The sequence below is a fragment of the Williamsia sp. Y844 genome (assembly GCF_056786475.1).
In genome coordinates, this window is the sequence record NZ_JBXCJB010000001.1 from 1,944,558 (window position 1) to 1,962,280 (window position 17,723).

Here is a 17,723-nt window from a genome sequence, read left to right on the forward strand (position 1 = left end):
CCACCAACCGCAGGATCCGTTCAATTGAACGGCCTGCAAGCAGCTGTGAAAAGGAGAACACAATGGGAGCAAATACCGTGGTCGTCACCGATGCCACATTCAAGGAGCAGGTACTCGGAGCCGACAAGCCGGTCCTCGTAGACTTCTGGGCCACCTGGTGCGGACCGTGCAAGATGGTCGCCCCGGTCCTCGAGGAGATCGCCGGCGAGAATGCCGGGAAGATCACCGTCGCCAAGCTCGACGTGGACCAGAACCCCAACGTGGCCAGGGACTTTCAGATCATGTCGATCCCGACCATGATTCTGTTCGAAGACGGTAAGCCCACCAAGACCATCGTCGGAGCCAAGGGCAAGGCAGCTCTGCTGCGCGAGCTCGACGGGGTAATCGGCAAGTAAGATCGCCCCAGGGCGGCAACGGCCAGACATCAGAAGCGTGACCTTAAAGGTTCCGGACTGGTGCCTGGCCGTATTGGCTCTGTCATCCGATTGCTGAGACACTGACTAGCGAGTTCGTGTCCCGGCTCATCAGGTCCGTATTGTCGTCAGTCCGTGTTATTGCTAGAAGGAAGGCCACTCCGATGCCGTTGTTCCGGTTGGGGGATCACGGATCCGCTGTCGCCGAAATACGGGCAATCCTGACTAATCAGGGTTTGCTGGCCGACACCGTTCCCCTGTTGGGTCGGGTTGTCGACACAAACGGTTGGGCGCCGCCAGAAGCCGTCTTCGATGTCGAGACCGATCAGGCCGTTCGCGCATTTCAGCAGCAACGTGGACTGCTCGTCGACGGAGTCGTCGGCCCGGCCACCTTCGGCGCGCTTCATGAGGCTTCTTACCGCCTCGGCGCCCGGGTGCTGTTTTACCAGTTGTCTGCCCCCATGCATGGCGACGATGTGGCAACACTGCAATCCCGGCTGCAGAATCTCGGTTACTACACCGGTCTGGTCGACGGCCACTTCGGTGGCGACACCTACACCGCGCTGTGCAACTACCAGAGCGAGTTCGGCCTGAGCGCCGACGGCATCTGCGGACCGGCGACACTGCGATCTCTGGAACTGCTCGGAACCCGCGTCACCGGTGGTTCTCCCCACGCGATTCGCGAAGAGGAGCACGTCCGTCGTCTCGGACCGCAGCTGTCCGGCAAACGCATTGTCATCGATCCCGGTTCCGGTGGTGACCATCCCGGTGCCGATCCCGCCGAATCGGCCATCGAAGCCGAGATCCTCTGGGATCTCGCGCGCCGTCTCGAAGGCCGGATGATCGCAGCCGGCATGGAGACCTTCCTCTCGCGTGCCGAGGATCAGAACCCGTCGGACAAAGAGCGCGCCGAGATCGCGAATTCGATTGGCGGCGACCTACTTATCGCCTTGCGCTGTGCGCACTACCCGAACAGTCTGGCCAGTGGTGTCGCGTGCTTCCACTTCGGAACCTCGCATGGATCGACCTCCACGATCGGCCGTTCCCTCTCGGGCTTCATCCAGCGCGAGATCGTTGCCAGAACCGAACTGCGCGACTGCCGCTCGCATGAACGTACCTGGGATATTTTGCGCCGCAGCCGGATGCCCGCGGTCCAGTTGGACATCGGCTACATCAGCAATCTTCACGACGCCACCGAACTGAGCAATCCAGCAGTACGCGACACGATCGCCGAGGCAATTCTTGTCGCGGTCAAGCGCCTGTACCTGTTGGAACGCGACGACCAGCCCACCGGCACGTACACGTTCGCCGGATTGCTCGCGTCGGAACAGATTCCCCGCTAGTCCAGATTCTGCGCTGGGCACAACCTTTCGACCCCGGCCATACCCGAGCGAGTCAGGGCTGAGTCAGCGCCGGAGCATGTTTCGGCGTCCAACGGTCACCGCGGTACGTTCTCGACCGGCCACGTCGATAGCGGCCATCACAACCAACTTCTCGAGTGCGCTCTCGACGCCGGCTTTCCAACCGAGGTCACTGTCGAGCTCCAGCCGCAGCCGTGGGAATCGGTGATGTGCTGACACCACGTCGAAGCCTGATTCTTTGAGGAACTCCGCGTCGATCATGCAACGCGGGCAAATGGTCTCGTCGCCGACGATCTCTCCGTCGCCCTGTTCGACCTTCAGGTCGGCTCGCTCGGATCGCACGATCCCGAACGCCTCGATCGCGCGCACTCCACGACGGGTGAGGTCGACGATGACAGCCCGCACCAGATCCTCGGCGGCATTGTCATGACCGGGGTCCACCCACATCGAGGACAGGATCACAGCGTCGGCAGAAACCGGGGAAGTGGGGAAGAGGGCCGAGCGGGGGACACTGAGTGGAGAACCGTAGAACGCGGCTCCGACCACCTTGCCGGTCTTGCGATTGATCGCAACCTGTCCGCACGTGCCCCACTCGAGCAGGATCATCGAGACCCACGCTTCTTTGTCGAACTCGCTCGCGAATGGTTCTCCGCCCACCGTGTCGGGGATCAGCTTCGGTTGCATCTCCCAGAACACACAGCGCCGACCGTGCACGGGAAGTGACTCGAACCCGTCCATGGTGAGCGGCGTTATCGTTACCGACACGGACCCGCCGCCTCCTGAAAACACGTCATTGGACCAAATACTGCAAAGAACACGTCTCAGCATAAGCGATGGCGGAATCCGGTTCGCGCCGAGCGAGGGTGAACGTCAATTCTGTTGTTACAAAACATCTTTCAGCAATATCAGAGCTAATTGTCGGCATTGTTGTCACTGTGACGTTTCACCCGCACCCACCGGTACCCGAGATTTCGCGCTGAATTCTTCACCCTTGCGCGATGATGTCGACCAGTCGCTCGAGATCACCAACCGAGCCGAATTCGACCGTGATCTTGCCTTTGCGCTTGCCCATTGCGACCGTCACCCGGGTGTCGAGCTTGTCCGAAAGTCGCTCGGCCACGTCTTGTAGGCCGGGCATCTGAATCGGCTTCCGCTTCTGCGGGAGGGGAGTCTTGCCGTCCTCACGATTGGCCAATGTCACCGCTTCTTCGGTCGCACGCACCGACATGCCCTCCGCGATGATCCGGGCCGCCAGGACTTCTTGTGCGTCCGCGCCTGCCTCGAGCGAGAGCAGCGCCCGCGCATGGCCCGCCGAGAGTACGCCCGCGGCAACCCGGCGCTGAACCGGAATCGGAAGACGGAGCAGTCGGATCATGTTCGTGATCACCGGCCGCGAGCGCCCCAGTCGGCTCGCCAGTTCATCGTGGGTGACACCGAACTCTTCGAGCAGCTGTTGGTACGCCGCTGCTTCTTCCAGAGGGTTCAGCTGCACGCGGTGGATGTTCTCCAGCAGCGCGTCGCGCAGCATGTCGCCGTCTGCGGTCTCCCGGATGATCGCCGGGATCTTCTCCAGCCCGGCTTCCTGGCTGGCTCGCCACCGGCGCTCGCCCATGACGAGTTGGTACTCGACGTCGCCTTCGGGTTCGGCCAGTCGACGCACCACGATCGGCTGCATGAGCCCGAACTCGCGGATCGAGTGGATGAGTTCAGCCAGGGCCTCTTCATCAAATGCGGTACGCGGCTGCTGCGGATTGGGCTGAATCCGACCGGGTTCGATCTCTTGATAAATGGCTCCCACGTCATCGATCCCGTTCGGATCGGTGATGGATGGGGGAGTGGGTACCGGTGCACTTGCGGAGTCAGTGGACTCTGCAGCGGAGGGATCTCCGGTGCCGGAAGCAGTCCCGCTTCCTTCGGTGGTCGCGCCGGTACCAACAGCTGCATTTCCACCTCCGGCGCCGCCAGCATTACTGACGAGCGTTGCCGGGTCACCGGGATCCGCAGCAACGGCTCGGCCGCTGCCGAACATCACATCGGTGGCAGCCGAACCCATCCTCGGACCCTCAGTCGGACCGGTGGGGATCAGGGCCGCGAGTCCGCGCCCCAGTCCGCCTTTGCCGCGCGGGGGAGCTTTCACCGGCTTCGTCCCGCCCGGCGCCTTCGAAGTCTTCTTGTCGTCGGTCACAGCCGCCCCTCCAGTTCTTGTTCTGATCGGAATGCAAGCTCACGACCGGCGTCGAGGTAACTCATCGCTCCACGTGAACCCGGGTCGTACTCGATGATTGTGTTGCCGTATCCGGGGGCCTCAGAGACCTTCACGCTGCGCGGAATGACCGTGTTGAGGACACGGTCACCGAAGTGCTCACGGACGCTCTCAGCGACCTGATCCGCCAGTTTTGTCCGGCCGTCATACATCGTCAGGACAACGGTCGACACATGCAACGCGGGGTTCAGATGGGCCCGCACCAGGTTGATGTTCGAAAGCAATTGGCTCACACCCTCGAGGGCGTAGTACTCGCACTGGATCGGGATCAACACCTCCTGAGCGGCGACCATCGCATTGATGGTCAGCAGGCCGAGGGACGGCGGGCAATCAATGAGGACGAAGTCGAAGTCGTACTGTTCGAGCGTCTCCCGGTCGAGCGCATTGCGGAGGCGATTCTCGCGCGCCACCATCGACACGAGCTCGATCTCGGCGCCCGCCAGATCCAGCGTGGCAGGTACGCAGAAGAGACTCTCGTAACTTGTGCTCTGAACGATGGTATCGGCGAAAGGCACCTCGCCGATGAGAAGCTCATAGACGGAGGGGACACCCGAGCGATGATCAACTCCCAGCGCGGTACTCGCGTTGCCCTGAGGATCGAGATCGATCACCAGGACCTTGAGTTGATGCACGGCCAGTGCCGCCGCGAGGTTGACCGTCGTGGTGGTCTTACCGACGCCACCCTTCTGATTCGCGATCGTGATGATCCGCGTCTGTGAGGGTCGGGGGAGGGAACCATAGCCTCCCGGTGTCAATACCCGGCTGGCGCGTTCTGCCGCAGCAGCAATGGGTGTGTCGTAGTGGGGTTGGGGTTTGACCTCATACGCGCTGGTTTCACGTGAAACTGTTTCACGTGAAACATACGGTTCATTGGACACGCTTTCGCTCCTTCGGCTACGCCTACCGAACATTCTGCGCTCTGTCACCGACGTCCACCAATTCGAGTGGCAACAACAACTGTTGTCGGCGTTTCGAGTATCCCAGAACCACACGTCTCGACATGAAGGTTGGACAGTCCGATCCGCCCCAAGGTTCCCTGATGCTCGGAAATCTCTTCCGTAGCCGACGATCCCTTGATCGCCATCAGTCGGCCACCGGGCCGCAGTAGGGGAACGCACCACTTGGCCAAGCGGTCCAGCGGGGCAACCGCTCGGGAGGTCACCACATCGGCACCCCCGACGATCTTCTTGACCGTCTTCTCTTCCGCCCGGCCACGGACCACTTGCACATCAAGTCCGAGCTCCTCGACAACTTCCTCCAGGAAGGTCGCCCGGCGTAAGAGTGGCTCGACCAACGTCATCCGCACCGACGGCTTGGCGATAGCCACGGCCACGCCCGGCAGGCCGGCGCCACTACCGATATCGACCACATTCTCGCCGTCGGACAGGAGGTCTCCGATCACGGCGCAATTCAACACGTGACGGATCCACAACCGGTCCACTTCCCGTGGTCCGATCAGCCCGCGCTCGACACCGGCCCCGGCCAAACTCGACCAATATCGTTCTGCGAGCGGCAAGCGTTCACCGAACACCGCCTGCGCGGCAGCCAACGTCTTCTCACCCTCGGGACCATCAAACTCTGCTGACAACGTCATCCTCCGTTTCACGTGAAACATCACCGCGTCTGGTGCGGGCACCGAACGCGGACGAGCAAACTACATCGGTGTAACTAGTGCTGCACCAAGTGCTGCACCAAGCATCGATAACGCAATGGGCCCCGGCGAAACCGCCGGGGCCCATCGCATCAAACATTTGGAGATCAGGACTTGAGTACTACAACACGGCGGTTGGGTTCGGTGCCTTCGCTCTCGGAGTACACACCCTCGACTGCGGCAACCGCGTCGTGGACGATCTTGCGCTCGAAGGGGGACATCGGGTCGAGGGTCTCGCGCTCGCCGGCCTCGAGGACACGCTCGGCGACCTCGGTACCCAGCTTGGCCAACCGCTCCCGACGATCCGCACGCCACCGCGCCACGTCCAGCATGAGCCGACTGCGGTCACCGGTGGTGCGCTGCACGGCGAGCCGTGTCAGTTCCTGGAGCGCATCGAGGATCTCACCGTTCTTGCCCACCAGCTTCACGAGATCGGATCCGCCGTCAATGCTGACGATCGCCCGGTCTCCGTCGACATCAAGGTCGATGTCTCCATCGAAATCGAGGACGTCGAGCAGCTGCTCCAGGTAGTCGCCGGCGATTTCGCCTTCTTCTACCAAACGCTCCTCGTCGGACATCTCCGGCTCATCCGACGCCGAATCCTCGGTGGCAGTGTCATCGGCAGCAGTCTCTTCGTTCACGTCTTCGACAGCGACGTCTTTGGTCTCTGCACTCATCGCAATACCTCGCTTTGTACTCTTCCGGGGAGCTGACCTCGCATTGTGTCAGCGCCTTTTCTTACGTCGTGGTTGGTTGCTGCTCGGGCGTCCACCGGCGGGCTTCTTCGCATTGTTCGAAGCGGGGGAGCCGGCGGCCTTGGTTTTGTCGGGCGTCTTCTTGGTACCCGGAGAATCCTTGGCTGGGGTTGTGTCGTCGGCGGCGGTGTCATCACCGTCGGCCTCTGAGTCACCCTTGGACAGATCGACAGCATCAGCCTTGGCGGTGTCTGCCGCCTTACCCTTGGCGACGGGCTTTGCTCCCGGCTTCGGCTTGGCGGACACAGCCGGCTTGGCGCCGGGCTTGGGTGCGTTCTGCGACCGCTTCTCCAGCTTTGCGGCCTTCTCTTCTTCTTCTTCTTCTTCGATCCGACCGAAGACGATGTGCTGCTGTCCGTAGGTCCAGAGGTTGTTCGAGACCCAGTACAGGAGGATCGCGACGGGGAAGAAGGCACCGGACACCAGGATGCCCAGGGGGAAGACGTAGAGCGCGAGCTTGTTCATGATCCGCGTCTGCGGGTTCTCAAGCGCCGCTTCGCTCTGGCGCGCCACGGAGGCCCGCGAGTTCATGTGCGTCGCGATGGACGAGATGATCACCAGCGGGATCACCAAGATGATGATGTTCGCGCGCGTGAAGTCGATGACGCCGTTGGCGCTGAACGCCACCCATTCGGTCTCGGGCTGGCTGATTGCGGCCGACAGTGGCACGCCGAACAGACGGGCGTCGAGGAAGTTCTGAACGAGTTCAGGACTGAAGATGTAGTTGGCGGTATTCCGGGTCTCTTCGGCCGTCATGCCGAGCTGGCCGAAACCGGTACCCATCCGGTTGAACGAACGCAACACGTGGAACAGACCGATGAACACCGGGATCTGCGCCAGCATCGGGAGGCAGCCGAGTAGGGGATTGAACCCGTGCTCCTTCTGGAGCTTCTGCATCTCCTCGGTCATCTTGACCCGGTCTTTGCCGTACTTCTTGCGGATCGCCTGCATCTGCGGCTGGATCTCTTGCATTTTCCGCGTGGTGCGGATCTGCTTCACAAAAGGCTTGTAGAGGATGGCGCGCAAAGTGAAGACCAGGAAGATGACCGATAACGCCCAAGCGATACCGTCCCAGCCTGGGGTATCTGGCATCACCTGGCTGAACAGCCAGTGCCATACCCACATGATCGCCGAAACCGGCCAGTAAATGAAATCGAGCACGTCGTCAGTTCCTCACTGTTACAACACAATTCGACTCTGCAGCCGAAGAAGATCGGTCCAGATCCCGCTCGCTGCCCGATGTCGCATAATCATCGGGTTCAGCTTGGTGCCTGCAACGGCGCTCCGGGATCGGGTCATAGCCCGGTTTGTGCCAGGGTCCACATTTCGCAAGCCGCACGATGGACAGCAGACCGCCTCGGAAGAATCCGAACTCGGTCAATGCCTCGACGGCGTAAGTACTGCAGCTCGGTTCAAAACGGCAGGTCGGTAGCCGCATCGGGGAGACCCACGTGCGATAGAGCTCGATCAAGAAGATGACAGCCCGGCGCGGCCACATCGCCACCAGGTGACGAAAACCCGCTGCCGCGCTCATCACGCAATCGATTCGATACGGCGTTGAGCCTTACTCAATGCACCGACAAGTTGCTGTTCCAACTCTGGCTCCGAACAGGTGGCACTACCGGGTAACGCCCGGATAACCACCATTGTGGTCGGCTCACACTGGGCGAGCAACGACCGGCAGGCCGCACGCAGCCGGCGTGACACCGCATGACGGGTCACGGAATTGCCCACCGACTTACCCACGATCAATCCGATTCGTGGTCCGCCAGTGGTGACAAAATCCGGGTGCGACGGCCTGTAAACATGCGCAACCACATCACGCCGACCAACCCGCACCCCATTTTTCAGAGTGCGGGTGAAGTCCGATCGCCGGGTGATCCGGTTGGGCGGAGCCAACACGAGTTGCTGCGGCCTGCTACGCGGGCTGCGGTTCCGTGCCGACTCAGGCCGTCAAGCTCGTGCGTCCCTTGCCACGACGTGCATTGACGATCGCGCGTCCAGCGCGAGTACGCATACGCAGCCGGAAGCCATGCACGCGTGAACGACGACGGTTGTTTGGTTGGAAAGTCCGCTTGCCCTTGGCCACGGCCAAATCTCCTCATGGTGATGGGCTCGCTTACACAATTTGAGCCCAGCTTGTTAATCGGTGGTCTGTTCGCTACCTCGAAGCATCGGACGGGCGAGCAACCTTTGTACCGGTGTGCTCACCGCAGCCGGAATCGACGTTCGGCGACCGTTCGAGACTACTGATGACGGGCGGGCGGGTCAAACCGCCCCGAAAGTGCCGAACCACCCCCGACCTGCGAAATCGACGATCGACACGCCTCGGGGCAACGGATTCTTGCCTTTACCTGCAAGATGTGGTTTTCGGTTGTGACCCCTGACCAATGTCTGTTAACTTCACCGAAGCTATCCACCCGGGGCGGAATCGCGATCACCCATCTGGGGTTCGCTGTTGTCTCGCTGTTGTTCCACACCTGTGGATAACGGTGTGGACAATTGGTGACGAACCCACCAGGAGGGATGACCATGCCAGCCGATTCCGATCACGATTCTTTCACAGTGATCTGGAACAAAGTCGTAACCGAGCTCAACGATGACAGCACCGGAAACCGACTTCCACTCTCGAAACAACAGAAGGCCTGGCTCTCGCTGGTCCGGCCGTTGACGCTTGCCGAGGGCTTTGCACTTCTGACCGTTCCGACCCAACGTGTGCAGGAACAGATCGAACGCGGACTACGCGAACCGATCGTGACCGCGCTGAGTCGGCATCTGGGCTATTCCGTCGACCTCGGTGTGCGGATCGATCCGATCGCCGCCGCCGACACCCTCTTCGATCCGTATGAAGCCGATCGCGCGAAATCCGAGCGCGCCGAGAACAAAAAGGCTCCAGCCGGGCAGCCGGCAGCCGCTTCCGGTTCTGTCGCGACGGGTTCGGCCGGACCCGGCCAGGTTTCGCCGGAACCCGCGGGCGCACGCCCCGAAGAGGGCGACAACCGATACCTGCAGTCCGTTCCGCCGCTACCCCCCGAAACCTTCGCCTCCCGCGACCGTGATCTCGGTCGCACCGGGGCCGCCGAGTGGTCCGGCTACTTTTCCGCGGCGTCATCGAAGTCTGATTCGAGCGGTGACTCGAGCCTGAACTCGAAGTACACCTTCGATACCTTCGTCATCGGTGCCTCGAACCGTTTTGCCCACGCCGCGGCTGTGGCCATCGCCGAAGCACCGGCGCGTGCATACAACCCGCTGTTCATCTGGGGTGAATCCGGACTGGGTAAAACCCACCTGCTCCATGCCGCCGGTCACTACGCGCAGCGACTGTTCCCCGGTATGCGGGTGAAGTACGTCTCCACCGAAGAGTTCACCAACGACTTCATCAACTCGCTTCGTGATGACCGCCGGGTGGCCTTCAAGCGCCGATACCGCGACATGGATGTACTCCTCGTCGACGACATCCAGTTCCTCGAAGGCAAAGAAGGTATCCAGGAAGAGTTCTTCCACACCTTCAACACACTGCACAACGCGAACAAGCAGATCGTCGTGTCGTCTGATCGACCCCCCAAACAGCTTGCAACACTTGAGGATCGACTCCGTACCCGCTTTGAATGGGGTCTGATCACCGACGTTCAGCCGCCGGAGCTCGAGACCCGCATCGCCATCTTGCGCAAGAAGGCGCAGATGGATCAGATCCGGGTACCCGACGATGTGCTCGAGCTGATCGCCTCGAAGATCGAGCGGAACATCCGCGAACTCGAAGGTGCGCTCATCCGCGTGACGGCGTTCGCCTCGCTGAATCACTCCGAACTCGACACCGCGCTGGCCGATGTGGTGCTCCAAGCCCTGCTACCGGACTCGGCAAGCCTGGAGATCACCGCCGCCACGATCCTTGCCGTCAACGCCGAGTACTTCGACATCAGCCTCGAGGAACTCCGCGGACCCGGTAAGACCCGGTCCATCGCGCAGGCCCGTCAGATCGCCATGTACCTCTGTCGTGAGCTCACGGACCTCTCGCTACCGAAGATCGGTGAGACCTTCGACCGTGACCACACAACCGTCATGTACGCCGACAAGAAGATCCGTAAGGAAATGGCCGAACGCAGACGCGTCTACGACCAGGTGCAGGAACTGACCGCACGGATCAAACAGCGCTCACGCCGTTAGACGACAGCACGACAGCACGACAGAGAAGACCCCACAGCGGGCGGCCATCAGGCCGCCCGCTGTTCTGTTTGTGCGCCGGAGAACCCGCTCTCCGGGGCACCGTGAACGCCCGCATCAAAGCGTCCGTGCGAGCGGTCGTCAACGGTCGCACGAACCCGTCCGAACGACCACACCCTCAACCTCTGGTCGAGACTTGTCATCCGTGGGATCTCACAAATCGGCGCTCTACTCGTTGTCGCCAGCCTGTGTACAACTCCGTGGATAACTCCGAATTTCTGTGGATAAGCGGTGCACGTTTCCCCAAACTCCAAGGTCTGTGCACATGCCGGTCATGTTGGTCCCCCAACCACCAAGAATTCGCTACCAACCCCTCAGCCGCCCTCACCTGGCAAATTTGGTACCTATCCACAAATTCACAGTGCCTACTATGAATACGAATTTATCCATCAACAAATCTCTTTAAAAGCAGTGCTGTGCACAAACTGCTCCACACCCGCTGCCGACAAACCATCCATCGATGTCCCTGAGCACCCCCATCGGCACCGAATACTTGGGATCCGCCTTAGAGTGGAGACCCTGACGCCTGCGCTCGTCGGATGTTCTGCGTCCGCAGGCAACCTGATGCGCATCGGAAAGTTCAATCAAGAAGGGCAAGCTGGAGACTATGAAGTTTCGGGTGACTCGTGACGAGTTTGCAGATTCGGTCGCGTGGGTTGCGCGCAGTCTGCCCAGCCGACCACCGGTACCGGTGCTCGGTGGAGTCCTGCTGACCGTGACCGATGCGGGTTTGTCCGTATCGGGATTTGATTTTGAGGTATCTGCGCAGGTCAACGTGTCCGCAGAAGTCGCTGATGAGGGCCAGGTCCTGGTCTCGGGCAAGTTGTTGGCCGACATCACCCGTGCCCTCCCGGCCAAGCCTGTCGATGTGCAGCTCGACGGGACCCGCGTTGCGATCGTCTGCGGTAGTGCCAAGTTCTCGCTGCCCACGATGCCTGTCGAGGACTACCCCCAGCTCCCGGACGTGCCCGACAAGACCGGATCGATCCCGGCGGATGTCTTTTCCGAGGCCATCACCCAGGTTGCCATCGCAGCCGGCCGCGACGACACGTTGCCGATGCTCACCGGAATCCGACTCGAGATCGACGGCACCAAGGTTGTCCTGGCGGCGACCGACCGGTTCCGGCTCGCTGTCCGTGAGCTCACCTGGACCCCTGAGGTCGCCGACACGACCTCCGCGGTCCTCGTCCCGGCCAAGACCTTGTCCGAAGCCGCAAAAACCGCAGGTGCCGACGGCAGCTCTGCTGTCGGGTTGGCCTTCGGTTCCGGTGGCAGCATCGGTGCCGACGGCCTTCTGGGCATCGTCGGTTCCGGACGACGGACCACAACTCGTCTCCTCGATGCCGAGTTCCCGAAGTTCCGTCAGCTACTGCCCGCGACCCACACCTCCGTCGCATCCATCGAGATCGCGCCGTTGACCGAGGCCATCAAGCGTGTGGCCCTTGTCGCCGAGCGTGGCGCCCAGGTGCGTTTGGAGTTCGGTGAGGATTCGGTGCTGCTCACCGCCGGTGGCGATGACGCCGGCCGCGCCGAGGAGCAGGTCGACGTGAAGTTTTACGGCGAGCCGCTCACCATCGCCTTCAATCCGGGATATCTGCTGGACGGACTGAGTTCGCTGCACTCGTCGACGGTCGACTTCGGGTTCACCACCCCGTCGCGGCCGGCCGTGCTGCGTCCGGGCTCCGACAGCGAGCCGTCCCCTGACGGCAACGGTGCCTACGCTGCACCGAGCAGCGAATACACCTACCTGTTGATGCCGGTTCGTCTGCCCGGTTGAGTCGCCCGCTGACACGGTGCTCGGGCGAAAAACCTGCGCAGCTGACCGGACCGGATCCTAAATGAGGGAGGCGCCGCCAGAGTCGAGTCAGACGATGAGCGTCGGCCCGACCGAGATTGTCCGCGAGCACCGTGATCGGTACGAAGATGGGGACGACCATGCAGATGGGTTTGGTGGGACTGGGAAAGATGGGTGGCTTCATGCGCACCCGGGTCCGGGACGCGGGCATCGAAGTGGTGGGTTACGACCCGAGACCTGAGGTCTCGGACGTTGCCTCGCTCACCGAACTCGCCGGTGCGCTCCCCGCTCCCCGGATCGTGTGGGTGATGGTGCCCGCGGGTGAAGCAACCCGCTCGACCGTGCGTGACCTCGCCGATGTCTTGTCTCCCGGAGATCTGGTCATCGACGGCGGAAACTCCAAATACACCGATGATGCAGTCAATGCAGAACTGTTGGCCGCGAACGGAATCAAGTACATCGACTGTGGTGTATCCGGTGGTGTCTGGGGTTTGGAGAACGGCTACGGATTGATGTGTGGTGGCGCGAACGAAGATGTGGAGCGGGCCATGCCCATCTTCGATGCGCTTCGCCCACCGGGAGAACGTGCCGATGGATTTGTCCACGCAGGCAAGGTCGGTGCCGGGCATTACGCCAAGATGGTGCACAACGGCATCGAATACGGACTGATGCACGCCTACGGCGAGGGCTACGAAATCCTCGAAGCCGAGCCACTCATCGAAGATGTCGCCGGAACCCTCCGTGCCTGGACCAACGGCACCGTTGTCCGCTCGTGGCTTCTCGAACTTCTGGTGAAGGCTCTCCAAGAAGATCCTGGACTGGCCGAAATACATGACTACACAACAGATTCCGGTGAAGGACGATGGACGGTCGAGGAAGCGATCAAGCATTCGGTCCCGGCCAACGTGATCTCTGCGGCCTTGTTCGCCCGCTTCGGCTCTCGTCAAGAAGGTGGTTCGCCTGCACTCAAGGCGGTGTCGGCGCTGCGTCAACAATTCGGTGGGCACTCGGTGGTCCAGAAGTCGACAACATGACCGGGAGTTGATGGGGCGAGGTGTATGTCCGTAATCTGACGCTGCATGATTTCCGTTCCTGGGAGCATGTGTCAGTCGAATTAACACCCGGCACAACGCTTTTCGTCGGAAGAAACGGCTTCGGCAAGACCAATCTACTCGAGGCCCTGTACTACTTGTCGGGCTTGCGCTCGCATCGCGTCAGCACCGATCAGCCGTTGATCAGGTCTGGTGCGGAGCAGGCCAGGTTGTCCGCGACCGTGGAAAACGACGGCCGGGAACTGACAGTCGATCTGCTGATCGTCGCGTCCAAGGCCAACAAGGCCGCGATCAACGGTGCACCGCGCCGCCGTCCGCGGGACATCCTGGGGATCCTGCGCACCGTGATGTTCGCTCCGGAAGACCTGTCGCTGGTGCGCGGCGACCCGGGGGAGCGTCGACGATTCGCCGACGAACTCACCGCTGCTCGTGGCCCACGATGGGCGGCGGCCAAAGCCGATTACGATCGGGTGCTGCGGCAACGGGCCGCCCTTCTCAAGACCGCTTCGGCGGCGCTGCGTCGGGGTGGCGGTGACGCCGACTCGGTGATCAGCACGCTCGATGTCTGGGATGCTCAGCTCGCCGAGTACGGGGCGCAAGTCACCGCGGCCAGAATCGATCTCGTTGCTGAACTGGGACCGCATGTGCGGCAGGCATATTCGACGATCGCGCCGCAGTCTCGGCCGGCATCGCTGCATTACCGTTCATCGGTGTCGGAGAATGTGATCCCGGCGGAGGGGGAGAAGGCCGACCTCGAGTACATCGAGGCTGTGATGCTGAGCGATCTGTCGATGCTGCGTAAAAAAGAGATCGAACGAGGTGTCTGTCTGGTCGGACCCCATCGGGACGACATCGATCTGATGTTGGGCAACGAACCGGCGAAGGGCTTCGCCAGCCATGGAGAATCGTGGTCGATGGCGTTGTCGCTGCGACTGGGTTCGGTGGAACTGGCCCGTGCCGACGGCGTCGAACCGGTCCTCATGCTCGACGATGTGTTCGCCGAACTCGATGCCAAACGCCGTGAGAAGCTGGTCGAGGTGGCCGAAGGTGCCGAGCAGGTGTTGGTCACCGCTGCGGTTGCCGACGACATCCCGGCGCAGATCGGTGGCCGCACCGTTGCGGTCAACATCGTCGAATCCGAAGGTGTCCGAACGTCAGAGTTGGTGGTACAGGGATGAGCGAGAGCGATTCGGATCGACCTTCCGGTGGTGCCGACACGCCGCAGGGCGGTGAATCCGGCAATAAAAACCCGGCGCCGACTGGCTACGACATGGCCCGTAAGGCGCTGGAGGACGCTCGCGCAGCAGCCAAGGCCGCCGGAAAATCGGTCGGACAGGGCCGGGCGTCACCGGCCGCACGCAAGCCCGGATCACGTCGACCCACCCGACGCGGCTGGACCGGTGCCGGTCCGGATCAGTACGACCCACAGCCGTTCGGCCGACTCGTGGGCGGTCTGGCCGGGCGTCGCGGCTGGAGCGACAAGATCAGCGAAGGTACCGTTTTCGGGTCCTGGGACCGCATCGTCGGCGAAGAGATCGCGTCGCATGCGCAGCCAAAAGCATTGCAGGAACGAGTTTTACACGTCACCGCTGAATCGACGGCCTGGGCCACCCAATTGCGGTTGGTCCAGTCACAGATCATCGCGAAGATCGCGGCGGTGGTGGGCGACAATGTGGTGACCAGTCTGCGGATCACCGGTCCACAGGCTCCGTCCTGGCGCAAAGGTGAGCGCCATGTTCGCGGCCGCGGACCGCGGGACACCTACGGATAGAACCATCACCGGGGTCGATGTCGGCAAATGGGCGAGAAAACCGTCGCAACGAACGTCGGACCCCAGAGTTGTCGGTCAGACTTGGACTCTGTCGAGAAAATCCGCCAGGAGAGACGTGAGGGGTGCGGCAGGGCTATCTCTTGTCGCCTCACCCAGTAGTATGTAGTGAGTTGCCCCGAACCGGGGCAGACCGCCGCGTGGAGAACCCCCGGAACAAGCAGAGATCTGTGACTGCCGGGTGCGTGCTGCGTGGTGAATCATTGGCGATGTAAGGAGCGGACGCACTCGTGGCCGACAGCACCGAACCCCAGCAACCGGCAGCCTCGGAACCGGCGAAGACCCCGGAACCGGCAAAGAAAGCCCCGGCAAAGAAGAAGGGGAACAGCGAATACGGTGCGGACTCGATCAGCATCCTCGAGGGTCTCGAGGCGGTCCGGAAACGGCCCGGTATGTATATCGGATCCACTGGAGAGCGCGGACTCCACCATCTGATCTGGGAAGTTGTCGACAACTCTGTCGATGAGGCGATGGCCGGATACGCCACGCGTGTCGATGTCACCCTGCGGGCCGATGGCGCCGTTCAGGTTGTTGACGACGGCCGTGGAATTCCGGTCGAGATGCACAAGACCGGCGTCCCGACCGTCGAGGTCGTCATGACCCAGCTCCATGCCGGTGGCAAGTTCGACTCCGACTCCTACGCTGTCTCCGGCGGTCTACACGGTGTCGGTATCTCGGTGGTCAACGCGCTGTCGACCAAGGTCGAACTCGAGATCGCGCGTGACGGCTTCAACTGGTCCCAGACCTACAAGAAGGCAGTTCCCGAGCCACTGGTCAAGGGTTCGCCGTCCAAGAAAACCGGAACCCTGGTGCGGTATTGGGCCGATGACTCGATTTTCGAGACCACCGACTACAACTTCGACACCATCGCACGGCGACTGCAGGAGATGGCCTTCCTCAACAAGGGCCTGACCATCACTCTGACAGATGAGCGTGCGGCCACGGTTGCGGTCGGTGATGCCGACGACGTCGAGATCGCCGAGGCACCCAAGTCCGAAGACGAACTCGCCGAAGAGGCGGAGAACACCGAGCTCGCCGAAGATGTTCCGGTCGATGCCGAGGGTAAGCCCGAAGTTCACAGCAAGAAGCGCCGCACTCGCACCTATCACTACCCGGGTGGCCTGGAAGATTTTGTGGCCCATCTGAACCGGACCAAGCAGGCGATCCACCAATCGATCGTCGGCTTCACCGCCAAGGGCACCGGCCATGAGCTCGAGGTGGCCATGCAGTGGAACAACGGTTACGCCGAATCGGTGCACACCTTCGCGAACACCATCAACACCCATGAGGGTGGTACGCACGAAGAGGGTTTCCGCGCGGCGCTGACCACCACCGTCAACCGCTACGCGCTCGACAAGAAGCTGGTGAAAGAGAAAGACGGCAAGCTCACCGGTGATGACATCCGTGAGGGTTTGGCTGCGGTCATCTCGGTGAAGGTCGCCGAACCCCAGTTCGAGGGTCAGACCAAGACCAAGCTCGGTAACACCGAGGTCAAGAGCTTTGTGCAGAAGGTGAGCAACGAACACCTCTCGCATTGGTTCGAGGCGAATCCCGCCGAGGCCAAGATCATCATCAAGAAGGCGCTCGATTCTGCGCAGGCCCGTTTGGCCGCCCGAAAAGCGCGAGAGTTGGTGCGCCGCAAGAGCGCCACCGATATCGGCGGTCTGCCGGGCAAGCTCGCCGATTGCCGCAGCAAGGATCCCAGCAAGTGTGAGGTCTACATCGTGGAGGGCGACTCGGCCGGTGGTAGCGCCAAATCCGGTCGCGACTCGATGTACCAGGCGATTCTGCCGCTGCGCGGAAAGATCATCAACGTCGAGAAGGCGCGGATCGACCGGGTTCTCAAGAACACCGAGGTCCAGTCGATCATCACCGCGTTCGGCACCGGTATCCACGACGAGTTCGACATTGCCAAACTGCGGTACCACAAAATCGTGCTGATGGCCGACGCCGACGTTGACGGACAACACATCTCGACGCTGCTGATGACCCTGCTGTTCCGTTTCATGCGCCCGCTGGTCGAGCACGGCCACGTCTATCTGGCCCAACCGCCGCTGTACAAGCTCAAGTGGCAGAAGGGCGCCGCACCGGAGTTCGCCTATTCCGACCGGGAACGTGACGGTCTGTTGAAGGCGGGCGCCGAGGCCGGCAAGAAGATCAACAAGGAAGACGGCATCCAGCGCTACAAAGGTCTGGGCGAGATGAATGCCAAGGAACTGTGGGAAACGACCATGGATCCCGCGGTCCGAGTTCTCCGTCAAGTGACGCTTGATGATGCCGCTGCCGCCGATGAGCTGTTCAGTGTGTTGATGGGTGAGGACGTGGTCGCGCGCCGCAGCTTCATCGCGCGCAACGCGAAAGACGTTCGCTTCCTGGACGTCTGA

The 17,723-nt window shown here is 61.7% G+C and carries 17 protein-coding genes; 8 read left to right on the top strand and 9 right to left on the bottom strand.

Annotated features, from left to right (window positions below):
* The first annotated feature begins 62 nt into the window (after positions 1-62).
* Complete coding sequence (gene trxA / locus AC1TQG_RS08715; RefSeq protein ID WP_482136529.1) at positions 63-395, top strand: thioredoxin; 333 nt, start codon at positions 63-65, stop codon at positions 393-395.
* Between the two features lie 182 nt (positions 396-577).
* Complete coding sequence (locus AC1TQG_RS08720) at positions 578-1,756, top strand: N-acetylmuramoyl-L-alanine amidase (RefSeq protein ID WP_482136530.1); 1,179 nt, start codon at positions 578-580, stop codon at positions 1,754-1,756.
* A gap of 63 nt (positions 1,757-1,819) precedes the next feature.
* Here AC1TQG_RS08720 and AC1TQG_RS08725 read toward each other — a convergent pair whose 3' ends face one another.
* The 9 genes from AC1TQG_RS08725 to rpmH all read right to left on the bottom strand — a co-directional run bounded on the left by AC1TQG_RS08725 (position 1,820) and on the right by rpmH (position 8,532).
* The gene (locus AC1TQG_RS08725; protein WP_482136531.1) at positions 1,820-2,539 is read right to left on the bottom strand and encodes a hypothetical protein; all 720 of its coding nucleotides are present in this window, start codon (positions 2,537-2,539) and stop codon (positions 1,820-1,822) included.
* A 220-nt stretch (positions 2,540-2,759) separates the two neighbouring features.
* Positions 2,760-3,911 (bottom strand): ParB/RepB/Spo0J family partition protein, encoded by a 1,152-nt coding sequence (locus AC1TQG_RS08730; RefSeq protein WP_482137295.1) that lies wholly within the window; start codon positions 3,909-3,911, stop codon positions 2,760-2,762.
* 44 nt (positions 3,912-3,955) lie between these two features.
* Positions 3,956-4,948 carry a ParA family protein gene (locus AC1TQG_RS08735; protein ID WP_482137296.1) on the bottom strand — a complete coding sequence of 331 codons (993 nt, stop codon included), beginning with the start codon at positions 4,946-4,948 and terminating at the stop codon, positions 3,956-3,958.
* Positions 4,949-4,959: 11 nt separating this feature from the next.
* The gene (gene rsmG, locus AC1TQG_RS08740) at positions 4,960-5,652 is read right to left on the bottom strand and encodes a 16S rRNA (guanine(527)-N(7))-methyltransferase RsmG (protein WP_482137297.1); all 693 of its coding nucleotides are present in this window, start codon (positions 5,650-5,652) and stop codon (positions 4,960-4,962) included.
* 143 nt (positions 5,653-5,795) lie between these two features.
* Positions 5,796-6,365: a Jag family protein gene (locus AC1TQG_RS08745; RefSeq protein WP_482136532.1), complete on the bottom strand. Its 570-nt coding sequence runs from the start codon at positions 6,363-6,365 to the stop codon at positions 5,796-5,798.
* A 48-nt stretch (positions 6,366-6,413) separates the two neighbouring features.
* Complete coding sequence (yidC, locus tag AC1TQG_RS08750) at positions 6,414-7,604, bottom strand: membrane protein insertase YidC (RefSeq protein ID WP_482136533.1); 1,191 nt, start codon at positions 7,602-7,604, stop codon at positions 6,414-6,416.
* 4 nt (positions 7,605-7,608) lie between these two features.
* Positions 7,609-7,977, bottom strand: coding sequence for a membrane protein insertion efficiency factor YidD (gene yidD, locus AC1TQG_RS08755; RefSeq protein ID WP_482136534.1), 369 nt, complete (start codon positions 7,975-7,977; stop codon positions 7,609-7,611).
* Positions 7,977-8,345 carry a ribonuclease P protein component gene (rnpA, locus tag AC1TQG_RS08760; protein WP_482136535.1) on the bottom strand — a complete coding sequence of 123 codons (369 nt, stop codon included), beginning with the start codon at positions 8,343-8,345 and terminating at the stop codon, positions 7,977-7,979. Before rnpA ends, yidD begins: the two co-directional genes overlap by 1 nt.
* A gap of 43 nt (positions 8,346-8,388) precedes the next feature.
* Positions 8,389-8,532: a 50S ribosomal protein L34 gene (gene rpmH / locus AC1TQG_RS08765; RefSeq protein ID WP_482136536.1), complete on the bottom strand. Its 144-nt coding sequence runs from the start codon at positions 8,530-8,532 to the stop codon at positions 8,389-8,391.
* Positions 8,533-8,975: 443 nt separating this feature from the next.
* Here rpmH and dnaA point away from each other — a divergent pair, with 443 nt between their 5' ends.
* From dnaA to gyrB, 6 genes are all read left to right on the top strand, one after another.
* Entirely contained in the window at positions 8,976-10,607 is a 1,632-nt protein-coding gene (dnaA, locus tag AC1TQG_RS08770) for a chromosomal replication initiator protein DnaA (RefSeq protein ID WP_482136537.1), read from the top strand.
* Positions 10,608-11,271: 664 nt separating this feature from the next.
* Positions 11,272-12,441, top strand: a complete 1,170-nt coding sequence (dnaN, locus tag AC1TQG_RS08775) for a DNA polymerase III subunit beta (protein ID WP_482136538.1) — start codon at positions 11,272-11,274, stop codon at positions 12,439-12,441.
* 158 nt (positions 12,442-12,599) lie between these two features.
* Complete coding sequence (gene gnd, locus AC1TQG_RS08780; protein ID WP_482136539.1) at positions 12,600-13,493, top strand: phosphogluconate dehydrogenase (NAD(+)-dependent, decarboxylating); 894 nt, start codon at positions 12,600-12,602, stop codon at positions 13,491-13,493.
* 20 nt (positions 13,494-13,513) lie between these two features.
* Positions 13,514-14,689 carry a DNA replication/repair protein RecF gene (gene recF / locus AC1TQG_RS08785; RefSeq protein ID WP_482136540.1) on the top strand — a complete coding sequence of 392 codons (1,176 nt, stop codon included), beginning with the start codon at positions 13,514-13,516 and terminating at the stop codon, positions 14,687-14,689.
* Complete coding sequence (locus AC1TQG_RS08790; RefSeq protein ID WP_482136541.1) at positions 14,686-15,282, top strand: DUF721 family protein; 597 nt, start codon at positions 14,686-14,688, stop codon at positions 15,280-15,282. Before recF ends, AC1TQG_RS08790 begins: the two co-directional genes overlap by 4 nt.
* Positions 15,283-15,686: 404 nt before the next feature.
* The gene (gene gyrB, locus AC1TQG_RS08795) at positions 15,687-17,723 is read left to right on the top strand and encodes a DNA topoisomerase (ATP-hydrolyzing) subunit B (RefSeq protein WP_482137298.1); all 2,037 of its coding nucleotides are present in this window, start codon (positions 15,687-15,689) and stop codon (positions 17,721-17,723) included.

Coding starts and splice junctions, on each gene's coding strand:
- dnaN (WP_482136538.1), top strand. CDS start 11,272: ATGAAGTTTCGGGTGACTCGTGACGAGTTTGCAGATTCGGTCGCGTGG.
- yidD (WP_482136534.1), bottom strand. CDS start 7,977: ATGAGCGCGGCAGCGGGTTTTCGTCACCTGGTGGCGATGTGGCCGCGC.
- rsmG (WP_482137297.1), bottom strand. CDS start 5,652: ATGTTTCACGTGAAACGGAGGATGACGTTGTCAGCAGAGTTTGATGGT.
- gnd (WP_482136539.1), top strand. CDS start 12,600: ATGCAGATGGGTTTGGTGGGACTGGGAAAGATGGGTGGCTTCATGCGC.
- dnaA (WP_482136537.1), top strand. CDS start 8,976: ATGCCAGCCGATTCCGATCACGATTCTTTCACAGTGATCTGGAACAAA.
- AC1TQG_RS08790 (WP_482136541.1), top strand. CDS start 14,686: ATGAGCGAGAGCGATTCGGATCGACCTTCCGGTGGTGCCGACACGCCG.
- AC1TQG_RS08720 (WP_482136530.1), top strand. CDS start 578: ATGCCGTTGTTCCGGTTGGGGGATCACGGATCCGCTGTCGCCGAAATA.
- AC1TQG_RS08735 (WP_482137296.1), bottom strand. CDS start 4,948: ATGTTCGGTAGGCGTAGCCGAAGGAGCGAAAGCGTGTCCAATGAACCG.
- trxA (WP_482136529.1), top strand. CDS start 63: ATGGGAGCAAATACCGTGGTCGTCACCGATGCCACATTCAAGGAGCAG.
- AC1TQG_RS08745 (WP_482136532.1), bottom strand. CDS start 6,365: ATGAGTGCAGAGACCAAAGACGTCGCTGTCGAAGACGTGAACGAAGAG.